The sequence below is a fragment of the Streptomyces sp. NPDC102462 genome, from assembly GCF_044765425.1.
In the GTDB taxonomy this organism is placed as follows: Bacteria; Actinomycetota; Actinomycetes; order Streptomycetales; family Streptomycetaceae; genus Streptomyces.
In genome coordinates, this window is the sequence record NZ_JBIWKB010000004.1 from 226,280 (window position 1) to 250,636 (window position 24,357).

A 24,357-nucleotide genomic window follows, 5' to 3' on the forward strand; every position below is an offset into this window, starting at 1 on the left:
GTGCGGCGCCTCGCGTGCGAGGGGGCCGGCTCCACGGTGCGCTCCGTACGCGAGGGGAGGGCGGTCCCGCCGGTCGGGCAGGATGACACCATGCTCATCGTCATCGGCGGCCTGCCCGGCACCGGCAAGACCACCCTCGCCCGGCTCCTCGCCGCGCGCATCGGCGCGGTCCACGTACGCGTGGACACGATCGAGCAGGCCATCGTCCGCTCCGGCCTGGCGCGGCATCCTGTCGGGCCGGCCGGATACGTCGTCGGATACGCCTTGGCCGAGGAGCATCTGCGGCAGGGACTGACCGTGATCGCGGAGTCGGTCAATCCGCTGGCCGTCACGCGTGACGCCTGGCGTGAGGCGGCCGTCAGGGCAGGGGCTTTGGTGCGGGAGGTGGAACTGGTCTGCACGGACCCGGCCGAGCACCGGCACCGGGTGACGGCACGGTCGGTCGACATCCCGGACCTGCCGCTGCCCGACTGGCAGCAGGTCCTCGACCGGGACTACGAGCCGTGGGACCGCGACCACATCGTCCTGGACACCGCACGACAAGGGCCCAGGGATTCACTGGCCGCGCTGCTCGGTCTCCTCGGCCCGTAGCAGCCCTGCGGCACACCACCGGTGGCGTCACCGCTCCTCCTGGTGGGCGGAGAACCGGCCCGGGGCGAGGAAGCCGATGCCGGCGGAGTGCTGGGAACCGTGGCCCGAGTCGCCTCCGGCGACGATCAGACGGGGATCGCCTCCGGGGCGTCCGACGAGGAACTGGCGGTCCGGCCTCGGTCGCGGACGGCCTCTCGTCGAACGGACGCGGGCGGAGTGGGCCAGGTGGTGCGGGCCGGTCAGGAGCCGCCGCGCTCGTGGGGGATCTTCTGCCCGGTCTCGATCGCCACCGGAAGCCGGTTCTCGGCCGGCGGCAGCGGGCAGGTGGCCAGGTCCGTATAGGCGCACGGCAGATTGGCGGCGCGGTTGAAGTCCAGTACGACGGTGCCGTCGCCGGCGGGCGGCTCCACGGTCAGCACCCGGTTGGCGGCATAGGTGGTGACCCCGGAGGTCGCGTCGGTGAACAGCACCATCAGCCGGCCCGCACCGCGACCGGGGAAGGCGGTCAGGGACAACCGGCGCCCGTCCAGCTCGAACTCGATCTTGCCCGGGGCGTCGTACACATGCTCAAGGCCCTCCACCGCGGCGCCCACGGTGGTCGGCCGCGGCGCGTCGAAGGGGACGTAACGGCCCGTCACGACCCAGCGCGGGTGCGGCGCGTAGGCGGGTGTCCCGGTGAAGGCGGCACGCAACGGCGCGTCCGGGTGCCGGGGCCGCACGATGTCGTGTCCGCCGCGCTTGGCGACCTCGATCACGGCGTCTTTCCAGACCGCGTCGACACCGCCGCGCTCGGGAAGCACGCCGAAACGGTGCTCGCCCCGTACCGGTGTTCCCTCGACGACCAGTTCCTCCCCGTCGTCCAGGGTGACGACGACCCCGTCACGGCCGGTGCGCCAGGCACCGGGGGCGTCGGGGAAGCGCTGCGGCCGGTCGTCGAGCCAGTGCAGGCCGGTGATCGCCAGGAATCCGTGCGGATCGGCGAGCCGGGCCTCCTGGGCGCGGTACCAGTCCAGCCATTCCTCGGTGAAGGCCTGGAGATCGGTCGGGGTGACGTCGGTGCTCATGGATGCTCCCTCGTTCCGCGAGGCCCCGGCCTCGCCATGGTGTGCGGACAGATGTCCGGTCGACGGCCCGCCGTCGCGCACTCAGCCGGCCAGTTCGCCGAGGAGTGCCCAGGTGCGCCGCCGGTCGGCCGCTCCGGCGATCTCGGTGCCCGAGAAGACGACCTCCGTGGCCCCGGCGTCCCGGTACCGCCGCACCTCGGCGGCGACCGTCTTCTCGTCGCCGATCACGGCGACATCGGCGGCACGCCGGCCGCCGGAGAGTTCGATGACCCGTGCGTAGGACGGGATCTGTTCGTAGAACGCCAGCTGCTCGGTGGCCTTCGCCCGCACCGCCGCCACGTCGTCGGTGACCACTCCGGGCACCAGGGCCACGATCCGCGGCGCGGGCCGGCCGGCGGCCTCGGCCGCGGCCGTCAGGGCGGGCACGATGTGTTCCGCCAGGGCGCGCGGCCCGGCCAGATAGGGCAGGATCCCGTCCGCCAGCTCACCGCTGACGCGCAGCGCCTGCGGTCCCATCGCGGCGACCAGCAGGGGAACGCCGTTCTCAGCGCCCGGTACGCGCGCGGGGATCGGCGGGGCCGCGGTGAGCAGTTCACCGTGGAAGTCGGCCGTACCGGTGTCCGTCAACTGCCGCAGGGCGGTGAGGAATTCACGCAGGCGGGCGATGGGCCGGGTGAAGGGAAGTCCGAAGCCGGTCTCCGTCAGCAGCCTGGTGCCCAGGGCCAGCCCGAGGTGGTAGCGGCCGTGCGTCGCGGCCTGGGCGGTCTGGGCCTGGCTGGAGACGAGCAGCGGGTGCCGGCCGAAGACGGGGAGCGCGGACGTCCCCACGTGCAGTCCGGGTACCTCGCGCCCGGCGATCGCCGCGAGCTGGGGCGAGTCCGCGCCGAAGGTCTGCCCGAACCAGGCCGAGTGCAGACCCGCCGCCGCGGCCTCGCGCGCCAGCTCCACCGTGGTGTCGACCTGGTTGTCCGCGTCGGACGCGTTGAGTGCTACTCCTACCGTCATGCCAGTCAGAACGGTCGGCGGCCGAACCCGCATTCCGTCCGCATGTTTCAGCTTCTTGTCAGTCATGTGTACGGGACGCAGCCCACACCGGTCCGGCACCGGTGACTGCGCAGAGCCCCGTCCCCTGGCGCAGGCCGCGCGGAGGCGTGCCGAGGGCGGTGCGCGGCCGGCACCGCCGTCGTCGGGCAGCGGGCGGGAAAACAGCAAAGTGCTGCCGGAGTATTAGTTGATCGAAAAACGTGAACGCGGACCGCCTCATTCAACCGCTGAATAGCCGATGGGCCGCCCGCACATTTATCATGTGCTCTATTGGAGGTGGTTCGACGGCGCCGGGAGCTGAGCGGTATGAACGCTGACACGCGCGGGCCCGGCCGCCGAGCGGATGCGCGTACCGCCGGCGGCCGTGACGACGTCCTCGTGGACGCCGCGTGCCGCACGCTGCGTGATCTGCACGCTTCCTCGGTGGCCCTGTTCCTTCCCGTGCAGGGTGAGCCCATCCTGGGCGCGGCCGTCGCCGCCGTCGAACCGCTCGGCGTCGGACTGATGGAGCGGCTGCCCATGGACGACGAGATTTTCCCGTCCGTCGCCGCCTATAAAACCGGCAGGCCCAAGGTCGCGCACTCCATCGACACGCTCGGCAAGTATCCGGAATTCGCCGTCTTCGTTCCCTATCCCCTCACCATCGCATCGGCGCCATTGGAATCGGCGGGTAAACGCTTTGGTGCGATCGCCGCCTTCTGGCCCGGAATTTGCCGTCATATCCGTCCTGATGAACTGGACCGGCTTTCCGCTGTGGGCCGTGAGGTCGCCCGCGAACTGATTCCGTTGGCAGCGGCGGGCGTCTCCATGCAAGCCGGCGAGATTCCGCTGGTGACCGCCATGTGTACGGTGTCTCCGGCCGCCGGGGACGACACGGTGCGGGACGCGGAGGTGGCTCCCTTCCTGTACCACATTCAGCAACTGGCCCTGCGGCTGACCGGGGCGCTCAGCCTTGAGGACGTCGTCCAGGTGGTCAACCGGCGAGTCGTCGCCGGACTGAAGGCCCGGGCGACCGTCATCACCTCGCTGGAGAACGGGCGCCTGCGGGTGGTGGGCGCCTCCGGTTGTTCGCAGGTTTTCCTGCGGCGGCTGGAAGTCTCCTCGTCCCGTGGCGGCATGCCCGAGGAACGCGCGATGACCGAGAAGAGCCAGCTCTTCTTCGACACGTCGCATCCGGAGACGAGGGATCGGGTCGAGTCGGCGGCGGGCGAGGGCGCCGAGGAATACGTATGGGTGGTGAGCCCCCTTATGGCGGGTACGCGCGTGCTCGGTACGTGTTCCATCGGTTTCACGGCCGACGGCCGTCACTTTGCCGCCGAGCGCGCCGCCCTCCATGCCCTGGTGCCCCTTCTTGGGCAGGCGTTCGAGCGGATCCGCGCCGAGGAGGCCTCGCACGCGCTGGCGCGGCAGTTGCAGCAGGCCCTCCTGCCGAGAATGCTGCCGAGTATTCCGGGACTCGTCTCCACCAGCCGCTATGTGCCTGCCAGCGGTGGTCTTGAACTGGGCGGCGACTGGTACGACCTGATTCCCGTCCCGGCCGGCGGTGTCACGGCCGTCATCGGAGACGTGCAAGGCCACAGCACGGCCGCGACGGTGGTGATGGGGCAGCTCCGCAGCGCCGTTCGGGCCTATGCCACCGACGGTGCCGGCCCCGGTTCACTGCTGCGGCGTACCAATCGTCTGCTCGGCGAACTGAAGACGGACCTCTTCGCCACCTGCTGCTGTGCCTTGCTCGACCCGGAAACCGGATGCATGCGCGTCGCGACAGCCGGTCACCCGTTTCCCTTGATCAGGCAGGCGTCCGGTGACTATCTCGATCCCCGGGCGGATGTGGGCCCGCCGCTCGGAGTCGACGCCGAGTACGAGTACAGCGATGTCAGCGTTCATCTGGATCCCGGAGCACTGGTCGCCTTCTACACCGACGGTTTCCTGCGCGCCGGCCCCGGACATGAGATGAGCCGCGGTGTCATCGACGGCGCCTTCGCCGTCTCCCACGGCCAGTTGGAGGCCATCGGCGACGAGGTGGTGAAACGCACGACCGTCTTTCCGCGGGCCGTGGACGATGCGGCACTGCTGCTTCTGCGCTATGAGGAGCCCTCCGCGCAGGCACGTCACTTTGTGCAGCGTCTGGAGATCGCGCGGCGTGATCTGCGGGGAGTGCAGCGCGCCCGACTGTTTCTGCGGGCCTGGCTGGCCGCATGGTCGCTCAACGCGCTCCACGACGAGGCGCAACTCCTGCTGTCGGAAGTCGTGACGAACGCGCTCGTCCATGCCGACAGCGACGTGGACCTCAGGGTGCGGCGGTATCCGCACTATCTGCGCGTGGAGGTCAGGGACAGCGATCCCCACCCCGCCATCAACGTCGGACGTCCTGGCGAGGCCCAGGCGGAAGGCGGCCGGGGGATGATGATCGTCTCGACGCTCGCCTCGGCATGGGGCAACTCGCCGAGCGGCCGCGGAAAAACCGTGTGGTTCGAGCTGCCTTTCTGACACCGGCCCGGCACCGCGGACCTGTGCGACGCGGCTCCTGCGCGGGGCCGAAGTTGGTGGGCCCGGTGAAACCGAGCCCACCAACTTCGGCAAGTACCGACGCGCAGTCCGGTCACGACGGGTGTCCTGGTTCAGTCTTCGGTGACGCGGATGATCGTCTTGCCCGGGGTGCGTCTGCCGGGGGTGAATGCGGTGGGTGCCTCGGCGAGCGGCCGTACCGCACCGACGTCCTGCTTGAGCCGGCCGTCCCTCAGCCGTGTGGCGAGATCGGCGAGCCGGGCGCGGTCGGGTTCGACGACGAAGAAGACCGCCCGCCCGTCCTTCGGCCGGACCCTGGGCGGCGTGACGATGCTGACCAGCGTGCCACCGGCGCGGACGAGGGCGGCCGAGCGGTCGAGGATGTCGCCGCCGATCACGTCGAACACGACATCAACCTCGCCGGCGTCCTGAAGCTTGTCGGTCCGCAGGTCGATGAAGGTGTCGACGCCGAGTGCGCGTGCCCTGTCCCGGCCGGAGGCCCGGCCGGTGCCGATGACACGGGCGCCGGCCTCGCGGGCGAGCTGCACCGCGATCGAGCCGACGCCGCCCGCGGCACCGTGGACGAGGACGGTCTGGCCTGCGGTCAGGCGGCCGTGGTCGAACAGGCCCTGCCAGGCGGTCAGCCCGGAGATGGGCAGCGCGGCGGCCACGGTGTGGTCGATGTCCGCCGGCAGCGGGGCCAGGTTGCGGGCCTCCACCGCGGTGTACTCGGCGAGCGTGCCGTTGCGGGCCCAGTCGGCCAGGCCGAACACCCGCTGTCCCACACTCAGGCCGGTGGTGCCGTACCCCAGCTCCACGACGACACCGGACAGCTCGTGCCCGGGCACGCTCGGCGTCCGGTCGCGGCCGGCACGATCGGTCCACGTGGCGGGCCAGTCCAGCTCGCCCGGGGTGAAGCCGGCGGCGTGCACCCGCACGATGACGTCGTTCTCGGCCGCATGGGGGTAGGGCATGTCCGTCAGGGACATCCCGGCAGGACCGGCGTCACGGTCCCGCACAGCGATGGCTTGCATACAGGTCCTTACAGGAGAGGGACGATCCAGGTGGATGTATGCCGTTCCGCATGATCGATCTCACCTGGTCTCGCGTGTTCCTTCCGCGGAGACCGTGCCGCCGTCATCGATGACGTGGCCGGCGCCCGGTTGCGGGAGCCCGACCAGGCCGGCCGCGCAGGACAAGGGTGATATCACTTGGGCCATTGCCCAGACCAGTCAGACCACAGTACTATCCGTGGAGTAACTGGTTCGCCCGAGTCTTTGGCCGGTTGAGAAGGAGTTCATTCTGTGCGGGTTTCGCCGATCGTCTTCCCGGACCCAGCGGCCCTGGGGCGCAGACTTGCCGCGGAGATCGCAGACGAGATCGAGGACGCCGCGCGCGCAGGACGGATGTATGTGCTCGGCTGTCCGGGGGGCCGCAGCGCCGCCAGCACCTACCGCGCCCTGGCGCGGGAGGTGGCGGCACGCCGGATGGACCTCGGACACGTCGTGATCGTGATGATGGACGAGTACGTCGAGGCCGTGGCGTCGGACGCGCACGGCTCGCGGTACCGGGTGATCGATCCCGGGCTGCCCCACAGTTGCCGCCGCTTCGGGCGGACGGAGATAGTGGAGCCGCTGAACGCGGCCGCGGGGCCGGGGCGGACCATCGCCCCGGAGCGGCTGTGGGTGCCCGACCCGAGTGACCCGGAGGCGTACGACCGCCGGATCACGGAGGCCGGCGGCATCGATCTGTTCCTGCTCGCCTCGGGGGCGGGCGACGGGCACGTCGCGTTCAACCCCGTGGGCAGCGCGGCGGACTCCCGCACCAGGGTGGTCCCGCTGGGGGAGCAGACCCGGATCGACAACCTGTCGACCTTCCCCACCTTCCGCGGGGTGGACGACGTGCCCCGGTACGGGGTCACCGTCGGTCTCGACACCATCCGTTCGCAGTCCAGGCGCGTGGTGATGGTGGTGCACGGCCGCGACAAGGGCCAGGCGGCCCGGCGCCTCACGCTGGCCACGGGATACGAGGCCGACTGGCCGGCCACCGTGTTCGCCGACTGCGCCCACCCACAGCTCTACCTGGACCAGGCGGCGGTCGCCGCCTCCGCGTCGTTCGCCTCGCTCTGACGTCGCACCTCATATCGCAATCCGAAGTAGATTCACCCACAGATCCTGGAGGATCGATGGCTCGCGTAAAGATCGCCTACCTCGGCGGTGGCTCCTCGCGTGCGGCGGGGACGATGGCCTCGTTCATGCACCACGGCAAGGAGTTCGACGGCTCCGAGTTCGTGCTGATCGACCTGGAGCAGGACCGGCTCGACGTGGTCCAGAAGCTCACGCAGAACATGGCCCGCAACCGGGGTCTGGACATCACCATCACCACGTCGACCAACCAGCGCGAAGCCCTGCGCGATGTCGACGCCGTGCTCAGCAGCTTCCGGCCGGGCGGTTTCGAGGCCCGCGCGCTGGACGAGCGGATCCCGCTCAAGTACGGCGTCATCGGCCAGGAGACGCAGGGTCCCGGCGGCATGATGATGGCGCTGCGCTCGATCCAGATCATCAAGAGCCTCTGCGCCGACCTCGCCGAGGTCGCTCCCGGCGCCCGGATCTTCAACTACACCAACCCGGTCAACATCGTCTCCCAGGCGGTGTCCGACTACACCGACATCCCGATCGCCTCCTTCTGCGAGGGCCCGATCGTCTTCCCGCCGGTGGTCGCCAAGGCCGCCGGTCTCGACCCGGACAAGCTCAAGGCCAACCTGGTCGGCATCAACCACAACTGCTGGTCCAACGAGGCCACCTACGACGGGCAGGACGCGTTCCCGATCCTGCGCGAGCGGTACGAGGCGCTGAAGGGCAAGCCGACCGACGACATCAACGGTCTGCGGGCGCTGCACCTGGCGGTGGCGATGGAGTCCATCCCCTCGGACTACTTCAACTACTACTACTTCCGGGACGAGATCCTGCGCGAGCGGCAGCTGGCCGAGAAGACCCGCTCCGAGATCATCATGGACGAGCTGCCCGGCTACTGGCAGCACTACCGCGAGCAGGCGGACTCCGACGCCCCGCAGCTGGAGCAGGACCGTTCCCGCGGTGGCATCCACGAGCTGGAGCTGGCCATCGACGCGATCAGCGCGTACTACAACGACGCTCCGATCCGCCAGCCCTTCAACATCACCAACACCGAGGGCTGGCTGCCCGGATTCGACGAGTCGACCGTCGTCGAGCTGTGGGGCACGGTGGACGGCAAGGGCTTCCACCCCGAGAAGCAGAAGCCGCTGCCGCACTCCGTGCTCGGCATCACCCAGCAGCTGGCCGAGTACCAGATCCTCACCGCCAAGGCCGGCTGGGAGGGCGACGTACGGGACGCGGTCCGCGCCATGACGGCCAACCCGCTCGTGCCGTCGCTGTCGGTGGCCGAGGCGCTGTACGCCGAGATGGCCCACGCCCAGCGCGCCTGGCTGCCGGAGCGTCTGCTGCCGTGAGCAAGGCACGGACGGCATGTACCGCGTCCACGCTCTTGCTCGGCGTGGACGCGGGCAACAGCAAGACCGCCGCTCTGGTGTCCACCGCCTCCGGTGAGGTGGTGGGCGCCGGGCGTTCGGGCTGCGGGGACATCTACGGGGCGCCGACCCCCGAGGCCGCCGTGGCCGAGGTGCTGGCCGCCGTGCGTACGGCGCTGGCACAGGCCGGGGCGGACATCGGCGACATCGCGGGCGCGGCCTTCCGGCTGGCCGGCGTCGACTGGCCCGAGGACCGGGACTACTGGGACGAGGCCCTGACCCGGCACTGCCCCGGTGCGCTCGGCGCGCGGACCGTCCTGAACGACGGGTATGCCGCGATCCGGTGCGGCGATCCCTCGGGCGTCGGCATCTCGGTGACCGGGGGCACGGCGGCGGCGATCGCCGCCCGCGGGCCCGGCGGCGAGCTGTGGGACATGGGCTGGTGGAGCCAGCACGCCATGGGCGCCGTGGGGCTGGCGAACGAGGCGTTCCGTGCGGTCTTCCTCGCCGAGCTGGGACTCGGACCGCGGACCGCCCTGACCGAGGCCCTGCTCACGCACTACGGGAAACCCTCGGTGGCGGCCCTCAACCACTGGTTGACCCGACGCCACGACCAGGCCACAGGGCGTGAGCGGACCAGTTGCGCACGGGTGGTCACGGCGGTGGCGACGGCGGGCGATGCGGTGGCCGTGGACATCGTCCGCGCCCAGGGCGCCCGCTTCGCCCAGTACGCCGGAGTGGCCGCGCGGCGCACCGGGCTCACCCGGGCCGAGCGGCCCGTGAGCATCGTGCTGTCCGGCTCGGTGCTGATGGCGCCGGGCTCCCCGGTCGCCGAGGCGCTGCTCGCGGAGCTGCCCGCCCATGTACCCGGAGCGGTGCTGCTCCGTGCCTCGCTGCCGCCGGTGGCGGGAGCGCTGCTGGACGCGCTCGGCGAGGCGGGCGTACCGCTGCACGAGCCGGACGTGGCCGGCGCCGTACTGGAAAGCGTCACGGGGAGCATGCCTGCCCAGGAGTTCTGGGCGACCTGAGGCGGGTGCCGGCGGAGCTGACCTCCGCCGGCCCCGCCCCGGCCGCCCTCAGCCCGATGCGATCGGGCGGAACAGGTCGGCCTGGAAGCGGTAGGCGTCGCTGCGGTAGACCATCTGGCCGGCCAGCACCGGGGAGCCGTCGTCGGTGTAGGTCAGCTCCTCGCCGATCAGCACCGGATCCCCGGGCGTGATGTCCAGCAGTTCGGCGGTTGTCTGGTCGGCCGCCGCCGCACGGACCGTGTAGGAGCTGCGGGCGATGCGCAGCCCGCAGGTCTGCTCCAGGGTCTCGTACAGCGAGCGGTCGGTGAGGTCGATCTCCGCCAGCTCGGGGGCGAGGGACAGCGCCACCACGCTGGTGTCCACGCACACCGGCACACCGTCCAGGCTGCGCAGCCGCTGCAGGTCGAGGACGCGGGAGGCGGGGGCGATGGCCAGCTGCTCGGCCTCCTCGAAGGTGGCGGACCGGGCGCGTTGGTGCAGTACCTTTGACTCCGGCCGCAGCCCGCGGGCGTGTGCCATCTCGGTGAAGCTCTGCAGCGTGCTCGGCGGTTCGCCGACGACACTGCGGCGGACGAACCAGCCGCGCTGCGAAGAACGCTCCAGCTTGTTCTCCTCGGCCAGGCGGCTCAGGGCCAGGCGCAGAGTGGAACGGCTGACCCCGAGGGCCACGGCGAGATCGCGCTCCCCGGGCAGCCGGCTTCCGGCCTGGTAGACCCCGCGGCGCAGTGCGTCACTGAGCCGACGGTAGGTCTGGTCGACGGCAGCCCCCGCCTTGGTGTCTTCCACGCTCGTCATACCTCCAACGCTACCAAAACTGGTCTGACAAATGGAATGAACAAACCAGCTTCATGAATCTGGACTAAGTGGTATGCCCTGGCCTAGGCTCGGTTCACCCGGGCTCTCGGGCACTCATCGAGAACAGGAGACATCGTGGTCTCGCGCAGCAGAACCCGACCGATCACCGGCGTACTCGTATCCCTCACGGCGGCCGGGCTGCTCGCCGGCTGTGTGCCGGGCACCAGCGGGGCCGGCTCATCCAACTCCGCCGGGAAAGACACGGTCGTCACCGATCCGGCCGCCATGGGCAAGGTCACGTTGAACGTGTTGGACACCTTCTCCGGCGGCACGGACAACGCCTGGATGACCTCCGTCGTCAACGCCTTCGAGAAGAAGTATCCCAACATCACGATCAATCGGACCTCGATGGCCTGGGGCGACGCGATGGCAGCCCTGCCGCTCAAGCTGAAGTCCCACAACCCGCCGGACATCGTCCCGCCCAACAACGGCTGGCAGTCCATGGGAACCCTGGTCCGCGGCGGGCTGCTGCTCAACCTGGACAACTATGCCGACGCCTACGGATGGAAGAAGTCCTTCCCGCAGTCCATCCTCAGCGAGCACCAGTTCAGCACCGACGGCAAGCAGATGGGCACCGGCTCGGTGTTCGGCACCCCGGTCGCCCGGGCCTCCCTGATCGAGGTCTACTACAACCGCTCGCTCCTCAAGCAGATCGGGGCGAAGGTGCCGACCACCTACGCCGAGTTCGATTCCGCTCTGGCCAAGGCCAAGTCGGCCGGCATCACCCCCATCACCCTCGGCAACGCCGATCAGAACGGCGTCACCCAGCCGCTCTTCTCGCTGACGGACGCCTTCGGCGCGCAGAGCAAGATCTCCGACTTCATCTACTCGAAGGGCGATACGGGCATCGCCCAGACCGGGTTCCCCAAGGCGGTGTCCACGTTCAAGCAGTGGTCCGACAAGGGCTATCTGACCAAGGACTACGCCGGCCTCGCCTCCGCGGACGCCGCCCAGTCCTTCGTCAACGGCAAGGGGCTGTTCCACTTCGACTACTCCGGCTCCCTCCCCCTCAAGGCGGGCCAGTCCAAGGGCTTCGGCTCGTTCGTGCTGCCCCGTGACGACGGCGGCAAGCCGGTGACCACCGCCTCCGCCGCGGCCAACCTCTCCATCTCCTCGAAGACCAAGCACGCCGACGCCGCCGCCGCCTTCCTGAATTTCGCTGCCGGTGAGCAGGCGGCCGAACTGGCCGTCGAGCACGGGACGATGCCGTTGCTGCACGCGAACGTCAAGGCGACCGGCGGGGACCCGCTGTTCGCGGACGACGTGGCCATCGCCCAGAGCATCTCCACCAACGGCACCGCCGTGCCCTTCCTGGACTGGGCCACGCCGACGCTCTACCAGACCATCAACACCACCATGCAGAGCATGCTGGCCGGCAAGTCCACCGAGAAGGCGGTGGTCACCGCGGCCGGCAAAGACGCCACCGCCTATGCGAAGACCCTGGGGAACTGAGGATGGTCACACTCAAGGAAGGAACCCCCGCGAAGGCCGCCATTCCCGACGCCGCCGCGGCCGGCCGTCATCCGCGCGGCGCGCGCGGCACCCGGCTCGCCTCCCCCCGCAGCCGCAGACGCCTGCTGGGACTCGCCTACCTCGCCCCCGCGTTGGTCATCTACGCGGTCGTCGTGCTGCTGCCCGCCGGCCAGGGACTGCAACTGTCCTTCTACCACTGGGACGGGGTCACCTCCGCCACCTGGGCCGGGTTCGGCAACTACACCGGCTTCCTCACCGACGCCACGCTGCGCCAGGCGGTCACCCACACGCTGTTCTTCATCCTGTTCTTCTCCATCCTGCCGATCATCCTGGGCATGGTCAGCGCCGCGCTGACCTCACGCAAGGACGTGCGCGGCGCCGGCGTCTACCGCTCGATCATCTTCCTTCCCCAGGTGCTCACCCCGGCCGTGGTCGCGGTCGTGTGGAAGCAGATCTACGCACCGGAAGGCCCCCTCAACTCCGTCCTCAGCGCGTTCGGCCTGGGCGGGCTGACCCGCGGCTGGCTGGGTGACTTCACCTGGGCGCTGCCCGCCCTCGGCCTGGCCGGAACCTGGGCGGCGTACGGGCTGTGCATGGTGCTGTTCGTCGCCGGAACCCAGAACATCCCCGGTGAGCTGTACGACGCCGCGCGCATGGACGGGGCCGGTCCGGTCCGGGAGTTCTTCACCGTCACCCTGCCGGGTCTGCGCGGACAGCTCGCGGTGGTGCTCACCCTCACCCTGCTGGGCGCCATCCGGGTCTTCGACGTCGTCTGGCTCACCACCAAGGGCGGCCCGGGGACGTCCACGATCACCCCCACCGTGGTCCTCTACCAGCGGGCCTTCACCAACCCGGACGTCGGGGCCGCCTGCGCCATCGGTGTCGTCCTGGCGCTGGTCTCGCTGATCGTGTCGCTCGTAGTGGTCAAACTGTCCGAAGGAGACGACTGATGATCTCGAAGCGGGAGAAGGTCTTCAACTACACCTTCCTCACCCTGCTCGCCGTCGGCGTACTCTTCCCGGTGATCTGGATCCTCGGCGTCGCGGTGAGTCCCGACATCGCGGGGACACTCGACCTCGGGCACATGCAATGGTCCAACTTCACCGAGGGCTGGCGGGAAGCCGGCTTCACCGGGTACCTGAAGTCGAGCCTGATCATCACCGGGACGGCGGTGTCCGTCTCGACCGTGCTGGCGATCCTCAGCGGCTACGCCTTCGGCGTGCTGGGCGTGGTGGGGGAGAAGATCCTCTTCCCGGTGCTGCTGTTCGGGATCATGATCCCGATGGAAGCGATCATCGTCCCCCTCTACTACGACTTCCAGTCCCAGGGACTGACCGACACCTACCAGGGCATCATCCTCGCCCATGTCGGCACGGGCGTGAGCTTCGGCGCGTTCTGGATGCGCGCGGCCTTCCGCGCGGTGCCGGCGAGCATCGGCGAGTCCGCCCAGATGGACGGCGCCAACAGCTGGACCATGCTGTGGCGCGTCTACCTGCCGATCGCCCGGCCCGCGATCCTCACCTTCGTGCTGCTGAGCTTCATGTGGACCTGGAACGACTACTTCCTGTCCCTGATCCTCGTCTCCGATCCGGCCCGCCAGCCCATGACCCTCGGGCTCGGCGCCTTCTCCGGCCGCTACCTCGTCCACGTCAACCTGCTCGCGGCGGCGGCGGTCCTGATCTGCCTTCCCGTGGTGATCCTCTACCTCTTCTTCCAGAGGCAGTTCATCCGCGGCATGCTCTCCGGCGCCGTCAAGGGATGAGCCACCCCGGCGGACCGCGTCCGCGCACCCCGCCGCAGACCGTCCGCGCACACACCGCACCACCCACACCCACCCTCAACTGCTCTGTACGGAATGACTTCTGCATGAACACGGCCAACGACTTTCCCCGAGGAGAAGCCGCTGTGACCCAGGCACCCGGCGCGACGGAAGCGGCTGTCGAGACGGCTCTCGCCCAGCTCGACCTGGACACGAAGACCCGGCTGCTGGCCGGGCAGGACCGGTGGTCGTTGCCGCCCGTCCCCGAGATCGGGCTGAGGTCCCTGGTCATGTCGGACGGCCCGATCGGTGTGCGAGGCGTGCGCTGGAGCGCGGACGACCCGTCGATCGCGCTGCCCTCGCCGACCGCGCTCGCCGCCACCTGGGACCCCGAACTGGCACGCCGCGCCGGTGTGCTGCTCGCCCAGGAAGCCCGCCGCAAGGGCGTCCACGTCCTGCTCGCCCCCACCGTCAACCTGCACCGCTCGCCGCTCGGCGGGCGCCACTTCGAGTGCTACAGCGAAGACCCGTATCTCACCGGGGTGATCGGCTCCGGCTATGTGAACGGTGTGCAGTCCGGGGGCGTCGGCACCACGGTCAAGCACTTCGTGGCCAACGACGCCGAGACCGATCGCTTCACGGTCGACAACCTCGTCTCCGCACGCGCCCTGCGCGAGCTGTATCTGGCCCCCTTCGAGGCGATCGTCGAGAACGCCCACCCGTGGGGCATCATGACCGCCTACAACTCGGTCAACGGCACGACGATGAGCGAACACCACTACCTGGTCAACGAGGTCCTGCGGGGCGAATGGGGCTTCGACGGCTTCAACGTCTCCGACTGGACGGCGGCCCGTTCGACGGTCGACGCCATCAACGGCGGCCTCGACGTGGCCATGCCCGGACCGCGGACCGTCTACGGCGCGGCCCTCGCCCAGGCCGTCAGGGACGGCAGGGCCGACGAGGCCACCGTCGACGAGGCCGTACGCAACGTCCTGCGGCTGGCCGTCCGCGTCGGCGCCCTGGAGACCGGCGAGCCGGCCGTCACCGAACCGCCGAAGACCGTCGACGGCGTCGCACTGGCACGGGAGATCGCCCGGCGCTCCTTCGTCCTCGTCAAGAACGACAACGACACCCTTCCCCTGCGGCCGGGCGGCACGGTCGCCCTGATCGGCGCCGCGGCCCGCGACGCCCGCGTCCTCGGCGGCGGCTCCGCCACCGTCTTCCCGGACCGGATCGTCTCCCCGCTCGACGGCCTCACCGCGGCCCTGCCCGAGGGCACGCTCAGCTACGCGGTCGGAGCGGACCCCAACACCGAACTGGCCACCGCCGACAGGGGGTTCACTCTGCGCGCCGTGTGCCGCGGCGCCGACGGCACGGTGCTCGCCACCTCGGACATCCCCAACGGGCAGATCCACTGGTCGTTCGCGGACCTCCCGGAGGGTGTCTCGTTCGACAACCTCCACAGTGTCGAACTGACCGGGTCCTTCACGCCGCGCCAGACCGGACTGCACACCCTCGGCATCAAGGGAGCGGGCGCCTTCCAGCTCGCCGTCGACGGGGTCACGTACTACGACGGTGTCCAGGCGCACGACGAGGGCGACCCCTTCGAGGGCTTCTTCAGCTCTCCCGTACCCCGCGCCCAGGTGGAACTCGCCGCGGGAGAACCCGTCGGCGTCAGCCTGACGCACGTCGTCGCGCGCGACGAGGACTCCCTCAGGGAGGACGTCACGATCACGTTGGCCCACCAGGAGCCGCAGCGTGACGCGGACGAGCTGATCGCCGAGGCGGTCGAAGCGGCCCGCGCCGCCGACACCGCCGTCGTCGTGGTCGCCACCACCGATCGCGTCGAGTCGGAGGGCTTCGACCGCACCGACCTGGACCTGCCGGGCCGCCAGGACGACCTGATCCGCGCGGTCGTGGCCGCCAACCCCCGCACGGTCGTGGTCGTCAACTCCGGCTCCCCGGTGGAAATGCCCTGGCGGAACGAGGTCGCCGCCGTCCTGCTCAGCTGGTTCCCGGGTCAGGAGGGCGGCGCCGCCCTCGCCGACGTCCTCACCGGCACCCACGAGCCCGGCGGGCGCCTCCCGACCACCTGGGGCTCCCTCACCGACGCCCCGGTCTCCCAGGTCGTCCCCGAGAACGGTGAACTTCCTTATAGCGAGGGCGTGTTCATCGGCTACCGGGCATGGGACAAGGCCGGCCGCGCCCCCTCGTACCCCTTCGGCCACGGCCTTGGCTACACCGACTGGACCTACAAGTCGGCAGAGGTGTACGGCAACGTCGCCAAGGTCCGCGTGCACAACAGCGGCGACCGGCCGGGCCGGGAGATCGTGCAGGTCTATCTGGCTCAGGCCGAGCGCTCCTCGGACCGCCCCGCGCGGTGGCTCGCCGGCTTCGCCGTGGTGGAGGCGGGGCAGGGCGAGACCGTCGAGGCCGTCATCGACATCCCCCGCCGCGCCTTCGAGGTCTGGGACGAGGCGACCGGCTCATGGGCCTTCGTCAAGGGTGCGTACAACATCCATGTCGGCCGTTCGATCGCCGACCGCAGGATCACCGTCGCGGTCCACGTCTGACCCGGGCGAGACTCCCGCGGGCCCCGCTCCGGCACCTGACACCCGGACCGGGGCCCGCGGGCTCGACGAACGGACGAGCGTGGCGACTTGCCTTGCCGTTGTGCGGGCGGCCTCGGGGGAGCCGAGGGACGCGGGCGCAGGGCCGCCGTCGCTGCGCCCCGGTGTCCCACGCGTCGTCACTGTGCCGCGGAGGCGGCCCGGTCGCCGCACTCGTCCACGGCGGCCAGGACGGCGGCCTCCGCCTGAGGGCAGCCCACCGTGACGCGTACGCCCTCGCCGGCGAAGGCACGCACGGACACGCCGCGTCGCACACAGGCCGCCTGAAGGGCCTCGGCCCGGTCCCCGACGGGCAGCCAGACGAAGTTCGCGCGGGAGTCCGGCGTGAACAGGCCCCGCTCGCCGAGCGCCCGGCGGAACGTCTCGCGGCTCTCGGTCACCGTGTCCACGATGTGCCGGGTGTGTTCCCGGTCCGACCAGGCCGCGAGCGCCGCTGCCTCGGCCACGGCACTCAGACCGAACGGCGGCGCCGTCGCCCGCACCGCCCGCATCACCTCGGGCGAGCCGATGGCGTAGCCGGCCCGCAGACCCGCCAGCCCGTAAGCCTTGGAGAAGGTCCGGAAGACGATCACATTGGGGCGCTCGGCGACCAGGGCCGCCGCGTCCGGCTCCGTCCGGTCGAACTCCTGATAGGCCCGGTCCATCAGGACGAGCACATGGCTGGGGACGGCATCGAGCAGCGCCCGCAGCCGCCGCGGCGGCAGCGCCGTCCCGGTGGGGTTGTTCGGATCGCAGATCAGCATCGCGGAGGTCCGCGGGGTGAGGGCGGCGAGCATGGCCTGAGTGTCGTGACGGTACTCGTGGTCCAGGGCCACGGGGACGGCCTGTGCGTCGGCGATGCCGATCAGGATCGGGTACGCCTCGTAGCTGCGCCAGGCGTGGATCACCTCGGTGCCGGGCCCGGTGAACGCGGTCAGTGCCAGTTGCAGCAGGGCGAGCGAGCCGCCGCCCACGACGACCTGGTCCTCGCGCACTCCCATCCGCTCGCTGATCGCGGCGATCAGGTCGTCGCCCGCCAATGACGGGTACAGATGGGCGTGCGCCGCGGCCCGCGCGACGGCCGCACGGATGGCCGGTGAAGGAGCCACGGTCGACTCGTTGGAAGAGGCACGCCAGCGTACCGAGGCGCTGCCGGCGGCGCGGGAGTACACCGGCAGGGCGGCGATGCGGGGACGCGGGGTGGGCGTTGCCGCCGTCGGTCGGGTGTTCACTTCAGCTCTCCAGTGACGTTCTGCGCGGCGGCCAACAGGTCCCCGCCGGCTGCCAGGGCCACCGTCTGCTCGATCTCCGGTGACAGGAAACGATCGGGGCCCGGTCCGGGCACCCGGGTACGGACGAGGTCGCGGACGGCCGCGGTGGCCGGCGCAGGCCGCAGCGGAGCCCGCAGGTCAAGGGCCCGGGCCGCGGTGAGCACTTCGATGGCCAGGACCCGTGTCAGCCCGTCGACGGCCCTGCGCAGCTTGCGGGCCGCCGACCATCCCATGGACACGTGGTCCTCCTGCATCGCCGACGAGGGGATCGAGTCCACGCCTGCGGGCACCGCGAGGCGTTTGAGTTCGGAGACGACGGCGGCCTGGGTGTACTGGGCGATCATGTGGCCGGAGTCCACGCCGGGATCGTCGGCCAGGAAGGGCGGCAGGCCGTGGCTGCGCGCGGGGTCGAGCATCCGGTCGGTGCGGCGCTCGCTGATGCCGGCCAGGTCCGCGACGGCGATCGCGGCGAAGTCCAGGACGTAGGCCACCGGGGCGCCGTGGAAGTTGCCGTTGGACTCCACCCGTCCGTCGGGCGTCACCACGGGGTTGTCGATGGCGGACGCCAACTCCCGCTCGGCAACGGTCCGGGCGTGCGCGAGGGTGTCGCGGACGGCCCCCGCGACCTGCGGGGCACAGCGCAGCGAGTAGGCGTCCTGGACGATCGTGCAGGTGTCCGTGCGGTGGCTGGCCACGATGCCGGAACCGGCGAGCAGGGCCAGCATGTTGGCCGCCGATGCCGCCTGCCCGGGATGCGGGCGCAGGGCCTGCAGATCCGCGGCGAAGACCCGGTCGGTGCCCAGCAGCGCCTCCACGCTCATCGCCGCCGCGATGTCGGCCAGGCGCACCAGAGCGTCCAGGTCCTCCAGGGCCAGTACGAGTTGACCGAGCATCCCGTCGGTGCCGTTGATGAGGGCCAGGCCCTCCTTCTCGCGCAGGCGCAGCGGGCGCAGCCCGGCTGCTTCCAGCGCCTGAGCGGCCGGTACGCGCCGGCCGCTGTGGTCTTCGACGACTCCTTCGCCGGTGAGCGCGAGCGCGACGTGTGCCAGCGGCGCCAGGTCTCCGGAACACCCCAGGCTGCCGTACTCGTGGACGACGGGCGTGATCCGTGCGCTGAGCATGGCCGCATACGCCTCGGCGACCTCGACCCGCACCCCCGTGCGGCCGGTGGCCAGGGTGGACAGGCGCAGCAGCATCAGCGCGCGCACCACCTCCTGCTCCACCTTTGGACCCGAACCGGCCGCGTGCGAGCGGACCAGGCTGCGCTGCAACTGTCCCCGCAGGGGCGCGGGGATGTGCCGGGTGGCCAGCGCCCCGAACCCCGTGGAGACCCCGTAGACCGGGTCGGCGGAGTTCGCGAGGTCTTCGACGCGCTGTCTGCTGGCGGCCATCGCATCCCTGGCCTCCTGCGACAGGCGGACGGCGGCACCTGCTCGGGCCACGGCCAGCACCTCGGAAGCGGACACCGGCCCCACACCCACGACCACGGGGGGCACGTCCGTCCGCACCGGACCGGTCGTCATCTCGGCTGTACTCATCACACCTTTTCCATCGGTCTCGTATCTCAGATTCAAGTCTCGGATGATTGGCAGGGGTCGCCTCCCGAGCCCGGGGGCGGGCCGCCCGACATCCGTGCCGGGCGGTGCCCTCCGTGCCGGGCGGTGTCAGTCCCGCACGACCAGCAAGTGCCCTTCGTGGCGCAGCTGGTCGACCGAGGCCACGCCCAGCAGCTGCATCGTGCGGCGCAGTTGGCCGGTGAGGAGCTGCAGGAGCCGGGTGACCCCTTCCTGGCCGCCGGCCGCCAGGGCCCACAGGTAGGGGCGCCCGATGAGGCAGGCGTCGGCGCCCAGGGCCAGCGCGGTGGCGATGTCCGCGCCGTGCCGGACGCCCGAGTCGACCAGCACGCAGAAGTCCTCACCCACCGCCGAACGGACCGGTTCGACCAGGTCGATGGGGGCGATGGCACGGTCGAGCTGGCGCCCGCCGTGGTTGGACAGGTGAACGCCGTCCACTCCGAGGTCCTTGGCCCGCACCGCGTCCCGCGCGCTGACGGGGCCCTTGACGACCAGCTTGCCCGGCCACTGGTCGCGGATGCGCGCAACGTCGTCCCAGGTGACCGCCGGGTCGAACTGGCTGGTGATGTTCTCGATGGTGTACCCGGACGCACCCTCGGAGCCGCCGGAGCCGACATTGGCGAACCGCAGGGCCGGATGGCGCAGCATGCTCGTGCAGTAGCGCGGACGCGTGCCGATGTCCACGAGGCCGGCCAGGGTGAGGGCCGGCGGGATGGTGAGCCCGTTGCGCACATCGCGTACCCGGAAGCCGGACACGGCGGTGTCCACCGCGATCTCCAGAACCGAGTAGCCGGCCTGGGCGGCCCGCTGCACCAGCAGCTCGGTCAGCCTGCGGTCCTTCCACACGTACAGCTGGAACCAGCGCTCCGCCTCGGGTGCCGCAGCCGCGACGTCCTCCAGCGACGTGGTCGCCATGGTGGACAGCACATAGGGAAGGCCCGCCGAAGCGGCCGCGGCGACCACCGCGGGTTCCCCGAGGGGGGAGATCATGCGGGTGTACCCGGTCGGCGCAAGACCAAGGGGTGCCGAGACCGCCTGGCCGAGGATCTTCGTGCTGAGGTCGGGGTCCGAGACGTCGGTCAGCGAGCGCGGCACGAACCGCCGGCGGCGGAACGCGTCGACGTTCGCACGCAGACTCGTCTCCTCGTCGGCGCCCCCGTCGACGTAGTCGAAGACGGAGCGCGGCAGCGCCCTGCGGGCCAGCAGCCGGAAGTCCTCCGTGGTGTGCGCGGCCGCCAGTCGGCGCCGGCGCCCGTTGAGATCGATCGGCTTGAGCTGGATGAGCTCGCGCACTTCATGGATTCGCACTAGCTGTTCGCCTCGCCTCGTACCGACTCGATCACGCTCATGCCGCCGCCGGGGCGGCTGCGGTCCGCCCCGGCGTGCACCGGCACGTCCCCCTCGGTGGCGATGTGGCCGCGCCGCACGGGTGCCGTCTTCATGATGAGCAGGTAGAGACCGCCGCTGACGAAGATGCCCACGATCCAGGAGATGTCCGCTCCGCCCAGCGGCGCGACGAGGGGACCGACGTAGAAGGCGGAGCTGACGAAGGGCAGTTCTATGGCGATGCCCGCGACATAGGCGGTCATCGCCCGCCAGTCCACCCCGCCGTAGCGGCCGTCGCGTTCGAAGATGTCGTCGATCGCGTACCGCTCCCTGCGGACCAGGTAGAAGTCGACCAGGTTGATCGACGTCCACGGGATGAGGAAGTAGGCCAGCAGGAGAATGAAGTTGGTGAAGTTGTCCAGGAAGTTGCTGCGGCCCGTGATGGCGAGGACGGTGCCGACGGCCGCGGACGCGAGGATGGTCAGCGTACGCACCGTGACATTGACCGGGCCCTTCACGAAGACGGTGAACGTGGTCGTGGCGGACATGAACATGCCGTACAGGTTCAGGGCGTTCACGACGATGTTGCCCGCGATGATGATCAGGAAGAACGCCCATGTGGCGGTGCCCGCCTGACCGACGATGAAGTCCACCGAGCCGCCGGCGAACGCCTTCGCGGCGGCGGCGGTGGCGACGGCACCGAAGGCGAACATCCAGCTGGAGGCCAGGACGGTACCGGTGTAGGTGTACCAGAACGAGGCGCGTACGGGTGTGTCGGCCGGCAGGTATCTGGAGTAGTCCGCGACGTACGGGGCGTACGTCAGCTGCCAGGTGGCGGCGATGGACGTCGCCAGCAGGAACGTCCCCCAGCTGAAACCGCTCCCGCTCCAGTCGCCGAGGCCCACGTGCCGTACGAGCTGCACGGACAGGAAGAGGAACGCGACACCGCTGAGTACCGACAGCCACTTCTCGGTCGCGTGCAGCAGACGGTAGCCGTACAGGGCCAGCACGGCGGTGACCGCGTTGGCCGCGACGATGCTGAGATCCACCGGCAGCCCCAGCCAGCTGCTGATGGCCTGCCCGGTCAGTACGGCGCTGCTGGCGAAGTACCCGACGTACATCAGCAGGACGAGCAGCAGCGGCACAACGGCGCCCAGGTAGCCGAACTGGGCACGGCTTTGGATCATCTGGGGGATGCCGAGCCGGGGGCCCTGGGCGGAGTGCAGCGCCATGAAGACGGCACCGACGAGATTGCCGACGACGATCGCCAGCAGGGCCCAGGGCAGCGGAAGGCCGACCGCCACCGTGATGGCGCCGGCGGCGATCGCGGTCACCTGCAGATTGCCGCCGAACCAGAGCGTGAACAGGCTGCGGACGCTGCCGTAACGCTCACTGTGCGGAACGAAGTCGATGGAGCGTTGCTCGACGCTCGTGAGGGAGTTTGCGCTCATGTCGGTGTCTCCAAGGGCTGCGCCGGCCAGATGCCTTGAGCCGGCCAAGGGCATCAGTTCTCAAGACGCGCTCGTACCGAGTTGGCGTGGGCGGGGAAGCCCTCGTGCGCACAGAACGCGAAGACCGTCTGTGACGTGGCCTTAAGGGCCCTGTGGTCGGCCTTGGCGACGGCCGTCCACTTACGGAAGGCGTTGGCGGTGACACCGCTGGTGACCTTCGCGTAGCCACTGGTCGGCAGGGCCGCCGGGCAGCCGATCACGAAGTTGGCCATGGAGACCGTGGTGTTCTGTCCCAGAAGGATCTCACCGGCGTCGACGACCTGGTCCAGCACCCGCTGCTCGTCGCGGGCGACGATCTGCATGTGCTCCGGTGCGAAGGCGTTGGCCACCTCGGCCGCCTCGGCGAGATCCCGGGTGAGGACCACGCCACCGTTGCGCCCCAGAGCGGTGAGGGCGTAGCCGCGCCGCGGCTCGGGCAGCTCCCGCAGCTGGGCGGCCAGTTCGAGCTGGACCTTCTCCAGCAGCTCCGGACTGTCGGTGACCAGGACACTGGTGGAGTCCGGGCCGTGCTCCGCCTCGTTGAGCAGGTCCGCGGCCAGCAGCCGGGGGTCCGCGGAGTCGTCGGACAGGACCAGGCTCTCGCTGGGACCGAGCAGCATGACGCTCGCGGTCCCGAACCGCTGCACCTCGATCTGCGCGCAGGTGACGGGCGGGCTGCCCGGGCCGCAGAGCTTGCGCACGGCCGGTACCGTCTCGGTCCCGAAGGCGAGGGCGGCGACACCCGCCGGGCCGTTGGCACGGAAGACCTGGTGGATGCCCAGCTCGTCCGCGGCCACCAGCACGGCCGGGTCCACCTTGCCGCCCGAGCCGGGCACCGGCGGGACGATCACGGCGATCTGGGGCACACCCGCGACGACGGCCGGCACCGCGAGCTGGATGAGCACCGACGGGTAGGAGCCCTTGCCGCTGGGGACGAAGAGCCCCGCGCTGGCGATGGGACTGACCTTCTCGCCGACCCGCAGTCCCGGAGCGGTCTCGAAACTCCAGTCCCCGTGCGCCGTCAGCTGCTCGTTGAAGCGACGCACGTGGGCGATGCTGTCCCGGATCGCGGCGAGCAGTTCGCCGCTCACCTCCTCGCGGGCAGCGGCGAACTCGGCCTCGGTGACCTTGATCCGGTCCGCGGTGATGGTGCACTTGTCGAACTTCTCCAGGGCGCGCAGCAGAGCGGCGTCACCATGGGCACGCACATCCTCGATGATCTCCAGGACACCCGCACGCAGGGACGGATCGAAGATCGCGGCGGTGCCGCGGGTCAGCAGGTCGGCCCGGGCCGTGGCGTCGAGTTCGTGCCAGTACCCGCGTTCGCGCAGGACCGTGCTCTTGGTGTCCGACATCGCATCCGCTCCTTGTCTCGGTCTGTCTCGGTCTGTCTCGGTCTGTCTCGGCTGTCTCGTCCGGCTTGGCCGGCCTGGCTGTCTCGGCTTCAAGACAGCTGTCTCGCTCGGAAGTTGGGGGCTGCCACTTCCCATGAGAAGTGGCGGATGACTCGGGGACGACGGTGGCGGACGCCTACAGGGATCGGCCCCCGTCTAGGGTGACGACTGCGCCGGTCATGAAGGAGGCATGGGGGCCGAGCAGGAACTCCACCGTGGCACCTGCTTCGCTCAGGTTGCCGAAGCGCCCTGCGGGAATGTGCCTCAGCAGTTCGGCGGCCGTCTGCTCGTCACTGAGGTACTGATGCGTCATGCGGGAGGGGAAGTACCCCGGGCACAGGGCGATCACGGACAGCCCTTCGCCGCTCCATTCCAGCGCCAGCGACTTGGCGAGGGCCACGGCCGCTGCCTTGCTGACGTTGTAGTCGGTGAAGCCGGCCTCAGGACGCTGTGCGTTGACCGAGGCGTTGATGACGAGGTTTCCGGGGCGTGCCAGGTGCCGGTGGGCGGCCCGGCACACCCTGAAGGCGCCGAGCGTGTTGACGTCGAGAACCTGCTGGAAGTGCCGGGCGCTGAGTTCGGCGGCGGGCTTTCCTTCGCCGTCGATCCCCGCGTTGGCGAACACCCCGTCGAGTCCGCCCAGGGACTCCACCGCTTCGAGGACCGCCGCGTCAACGGCGGCCTCGTCGCGTACGTCGCACACGCTGCCGCCGACGGCGGCACCGGCTGCGACGGCGGCGGTGACGCCTGCCGGGCTGGTTCCCGTGATCCACACGTCCGCGCCCGCGGCCGTCAGGTGTTCGGCGCAGGCCCTGCCGATGCCGCTGGTGCCTCCGGTGATCACATACCGTCGTCCCCGGGTCATG

General features: G+C 70.4%; 19 protein-coding genes. 9 read left to right on the forward strand and 10 right to left on the reverse strand.

From position 1 onward, the window contains the following. Positions 1 to 90: 90 nt before the first annotated feature. Positions 91 to 591, forward strand: coding sequence for an AAA family ATPase (locus tag ACIRFL_RS05970; RefSeq protein ID WP_404024336.1), 501 nt, complete (start codon positions 91 to 93; stop codon positions 589 to 591). 239 nt (positions 592 to 830) lie between these two features. Here ACIRFL_RS05970 and ACIRFL_RS05975 read toward each other — a convergent pair whose 3' ends face one another. Together ACIRFL_RS05975 and ACIRFL_RS05980 are read right to left on the reverse strand one after the other, a co-directional pair. After that, positions 831 to 1,655 (reverse strand): DUF1684 domain-containing protein, encoded by an 825-nt coding sequence (locus ACIRFL_RS05975; protein WP_404024337.1) that lies wholly within the window; start codon positions 1,653 to 1,655, stop codon positions 831 to 833. Between the two features lie 81 nt (positions 1,656 to 1,736). Next, positions 1,737 to 2,660 carry an LLM class F420-dependent oxidoreductase gene (locus tag ACIRFL_RS05980; RefSeq protein ID WP_404024339.1) on the reverse strand — a complete coding sequence of 308 codons (924 nt, stop codon included), beginning with the start codon at positions 2,658 to 2,660 and terminating at the stop codon, positions 1,737 to 1,739. Between the two features lie 345 nt (positions 2,661 to 3,005). Between ACIRFL_RS05980 and ACIRFL_RS05985 the strand changes: the two genes are divergently transcribed. Continuing rightward, positions 3,006 to 5,189 carry a SpoIIE family protein phosphatase gene (locus ACIRFL_RS05985; RefSeq protein WP_404024341.1) on the forward strand — a complete coding sequence of 728 codons (2,184 nt, stop codon included), beginning with the start codon at positions 3,006 to 3,008 and terminating at the stop codon, positions 5,187 to 5,189. 131 nt (positions 5,190 to 5,320) lie between these two features. On the opposite strand, the gene ACIRFL_RS05990 is transcribed toward ACIRFL_RS05985, so the two are convergent. Continuing rightward, positions 5,321 to 6,241, reverse strand: a complete 921-nt coding sequence (locus ACIRFL_RS05990; protein ID WP_404024343.1) for an NADP-dependent oxidoreductase — start codon at positions 6,239 to 6,241, stop codon at positions 5,321 to 5,323. Between the two features lie 270 nt (positions 6,242 to 6,511). On the opposite strand from ACIRFL_RS05990, the gene ACIRFL_RS05995 reads away from it, so the two are divergent. The 3 genes from ACIRFL_RS05995 to ACIRFL_RS06005 are packed head-to-tail and all read left to right on the forward strand — an operon-like array spanning position 6,512 to position 9,740. Next, the gene (locus tag ACIRFL_RS05995) at positions 6,512 to 7,336 is read left to right on the forward strand and encodes a 6-phosphogluconolactonase (protein ID WP_404024345.1); all 825 of its coding nucleotides are present in this window, start codon (positions 6,512 to 6,514) and stop codon (positions 7,334 to 7,336) included. Positions 7,337 to 7,392: 56 nt separating this feature from the next. After that, positions 7,393 to 8,694 (forward strand): hypothetical protein, encoded by a 1,302-nt coding sequence (locus tag ACIRFL_RS06000; protein ID WP_404024347.1) that lies wholly within the window; start codon positions 7,393 to 7,395, stop codon positions 8,692 to 8,694. Beyond that, complete coding sequence (locus ACIRFL_RS06005) at positions 8,691 to 9,740, forward strand: BadF/BadG/BcrA/BcrD ATPase family protein (protein WP_404024349.1); 1,050 nt, start codon at positions 8,691 to 8,693, stop codon at positions 9,738 to 9,740. The genes ACIRFL_RS06000 and ACIRFL_RS06005 overlap by 4 nt, the downstream gene beginning before the upstream one ends. Before the next feature lie 48 nt (positions 9,741 to 9,788). On the opposite strand, the gene ACIRFL_RS06010 is transcribed toward ACIRFL_RS06005, so the two are convergent. Further along, positions 9,789 to 10,535, reverse strand: a complete 747-nt coding sequence (locus ACIRFL_RS06010; RefSeq protein ID WP_404024352.1) for a GntR family transcriptional regulator — start codon at positions 10,533 to 10,535, stop codon at positions 9,789 to 9,791. Positions 10,536 to 10,670: 135 nt separating this feature from the next. Between ACIRFL_RS06010 and ACIRFL_RS06015 the strand changes: the two genes are divergently transcribed. The 4 genes from ACIRFL_RS06015 (at position 10,671) to ACIRFL_RS06030 (ending at position 16,400) form a co-directional block, all read left to right on the forward strand. Beyond that, entirely contained in the window at positions 10,671 to 12,047 is a 1,377-nt protein-coding gene (locus ACIRFL_RS06015; protein WP_404024354.1) for an ABC transporter substrate-binding protein, read from the forward strand. Positions 12,048 to 12,049: 2 nt separating this feature from the next. After that, positions 12,050 to 13,018 (forward strand): carbohydrate ABC transporter permease, encoded by a 969-nt coding sequence (locus ACIRFL_RS06020; RefSeq protein ID WP_404024356.1) that lies wholly within the window; start codon positions 12,050 to 12,052, stop codon positions 13,016 to 13,018. Then, the gene (locus ACIRFL_RS06025) at positions 13,018 to 13,830 is read left to right on the forward strand and encodes a carbohydrate ABC transporter permease (protein WP_404024358.1); all 813 of its coding nucleotides are present in this window, start codon (positions 13,018 to 13,020) and stop codon (positions 13,828 to 13,830) included. Before ACIRFL_RS06020 ends, ACIRFL_RS06025 begins: the two co-directional genes overlap by 1 nt. A gap of 143 nt (positions 13,831 to 13,973) precedes the next feature. Continuing rightward, positions 13,974 to 16,400, forward strand: a complete 2,427-nt coding sequence (locus ACIRFL_RS06030; RefSeq protein ID WP_404024360.1) for a beta-glucosidase — start codon at positions 13,974 to 13,976, stop codon at positions 16,398 to 16,400. Between the two features lie 176 nt (positions 16,401 to 16,576). Here the strand turns inward: ACIRFL_RS06030 and ACIRFL_RS06035 are convergent, their stop codons facing one another. From ACIRFL_RS06035 to ACIRFL_RS06060, 6 genes are all read right to left on the reverse strand, one after another. Continuing rightward, positions 16,577 to 17,668, reverse strand: a complete 1,092-nt coding sequence (locus ACIRFL_RS06035; RefSeq protein WP_404024363.1) for a histidinol-phosphate transaminase — start codon at positions 17,666 to 17,668, stop codon at positions 16,577 to 16,579. After that, entirely contained in the window at positions 17,665 to 19,203 is a 1,539-nt protein-coding gene (hutH, locus tag ACIRFL_RS06040; RefSeq protein WP_404024434.1) for a histidine ammonia-lyase, read from the reverse strand. Before hutH ends, ACIRFL_RS06035 begins: the two co-directional genes overlap by 4 nt. 168 nt (positions 19,204 to 19,371) lie before the next feature. After that, positions 19,372 to 20,574, reverse strand: a complete 1,203-nt coding sequence (locus ACIRFL_RS06045; protein WP_404024365.1) for an alpha-hydroxy acid oxidase — start codon at positions 20,572 to 20,574, stop codon at positions 19,372 to 19,374. Positions 20,575 to 20,588: 14 nt separating this feature from the next. Beyond that, positions 20,589 to 22,058 (reverse strand): purine-cytosine permease family protein, encoded by a 1,470-nt coding sequence (locus ACIRFL_RS06050; protein WP_404024368.1) that lies wholly within the window; start codon positions 22,056 to 22,058, stop codon positions 20,589 to 20,591. Between the two features lie 53 nt (positions 22,059 to 22,111). Further along, a complete protein-coding gene (gene hisD / locus ACIRFL_RS06055; protein ID WP_404024370.1) occupies positions 22,112 to 23,452 on the reverse strand; it encodes a histidinol dehydrogenase in 1,341 nt (446 codons plus the stop codon). 175 nt (positions 23,453 to 23,627) lie between these two features. Then, positions 23,628 to 24,356: an SDR family NAD(P)-dependent oxidoreductase gene (locus tag ACIRFL_RS06060; RefSeq protein WP_404024373.1), complete on the reverse strand. Its 729-nt coding sequence runs from the start codon at positions 24,354 to 24,356 to the stop codon at positions 23,628 to 23,630. Position 24,357 lies beyond the last annotated feature (1 nt).

What these genes read in the sequence shown, in the direction of transcription:
- ACIRFL_RS05970 (WP_404024336.1), top strand. Translation starts at nt 91, where the DNA reads ATGCTCATCGTCATCGGCGGCCTGCCCGGCACCGGCAAGACCACCCTC.
- ACIRFL_RS05975 (WP_404024337.1), bottom strand. Translation starts at nt 1,655, where the DNA reads ATGAGCACCGACGTCACCCCGACCGATCTCCAGGCCTTCACCGAGGAA.
- ACIRFL_RS05980 (WP_404024339.1), bottom strand. Translation starts at nt 2,660, where the DNA reads ATGACGGTAGGAGTAGCACTCAACGCGTCCGACGCGGACAACCAGGTC.
- ACIRFL_RS05985 (WP_404024341.1), top strand. Translation starts at nt 3,006, where the DNA reads ATGAACGCTGACACGCGCGGGCCCGGCCGCCGAGCGGATGCGCGTACC.
- ACIRFL_RS05990 (WP_404024343.1), bottom strand. Translation starts at nt 6,241, where the DNA reads ATGCAAGCCATCGCTGTGCGGGACCGTGACGCCGGTCCTGCCGGGATG.
- ACIRFL_RS06000 (WP_404024347.1), top strand. Translation starts at nt 7,393, where the DNA reads ATGGCTCGCGTAAAGATCGCCTACCTCGGCGGTGGCTCCTCGCGTGCG.
- ACIRFL_RS06010 (WP_404024352.1), bottom strand. Translation starts at nt 10,535, where the DNA reads ATGACGAGCGTGGAAGACACCAAGGCGGGGGCTGCCGTCGACCAGACC.
- ACIRFL_RS06020 (WP_404024356.1), top strand. Translation starts at nt 12,050, where the DNA reads ATGGTCACACTCAAGGAAGGAACCCCCGCGAAGGCCGCCATTCCCGAC.
- ACIRFL_RS06025 (WP_404024358.1), top strand. Translation starts at nt 13,018, where the DNA reads ATGATCTCGAAGCGGGAGAAGGTCTTCAACTACACCTTCCTCACCCTG.
- ACIRFL_RS06050 (WP_404024368.1), bottom strand. Translation starts at nt 22,058, where the DNA reads ATGAGCGCAAACTCCCTCACGAGCGTCGAGCAACGCTCCATCGACTTC.
- hisD (WP_404024370.1), bottom strand. Translation starts at nt 23,452, where the DNA reads ATGTCGGACACCAAGAGCACGGTCCTGCGCGAACGCGGGTACTGGCAC.
- ACIRFL_RS06060 (WP_404024373.1), bottom strand. Translation starts at nt 24,356, where the DNA reads ATGACCCGGGGACGACGGTATGTGATCACCGGAGGCACCAGCGGCATC.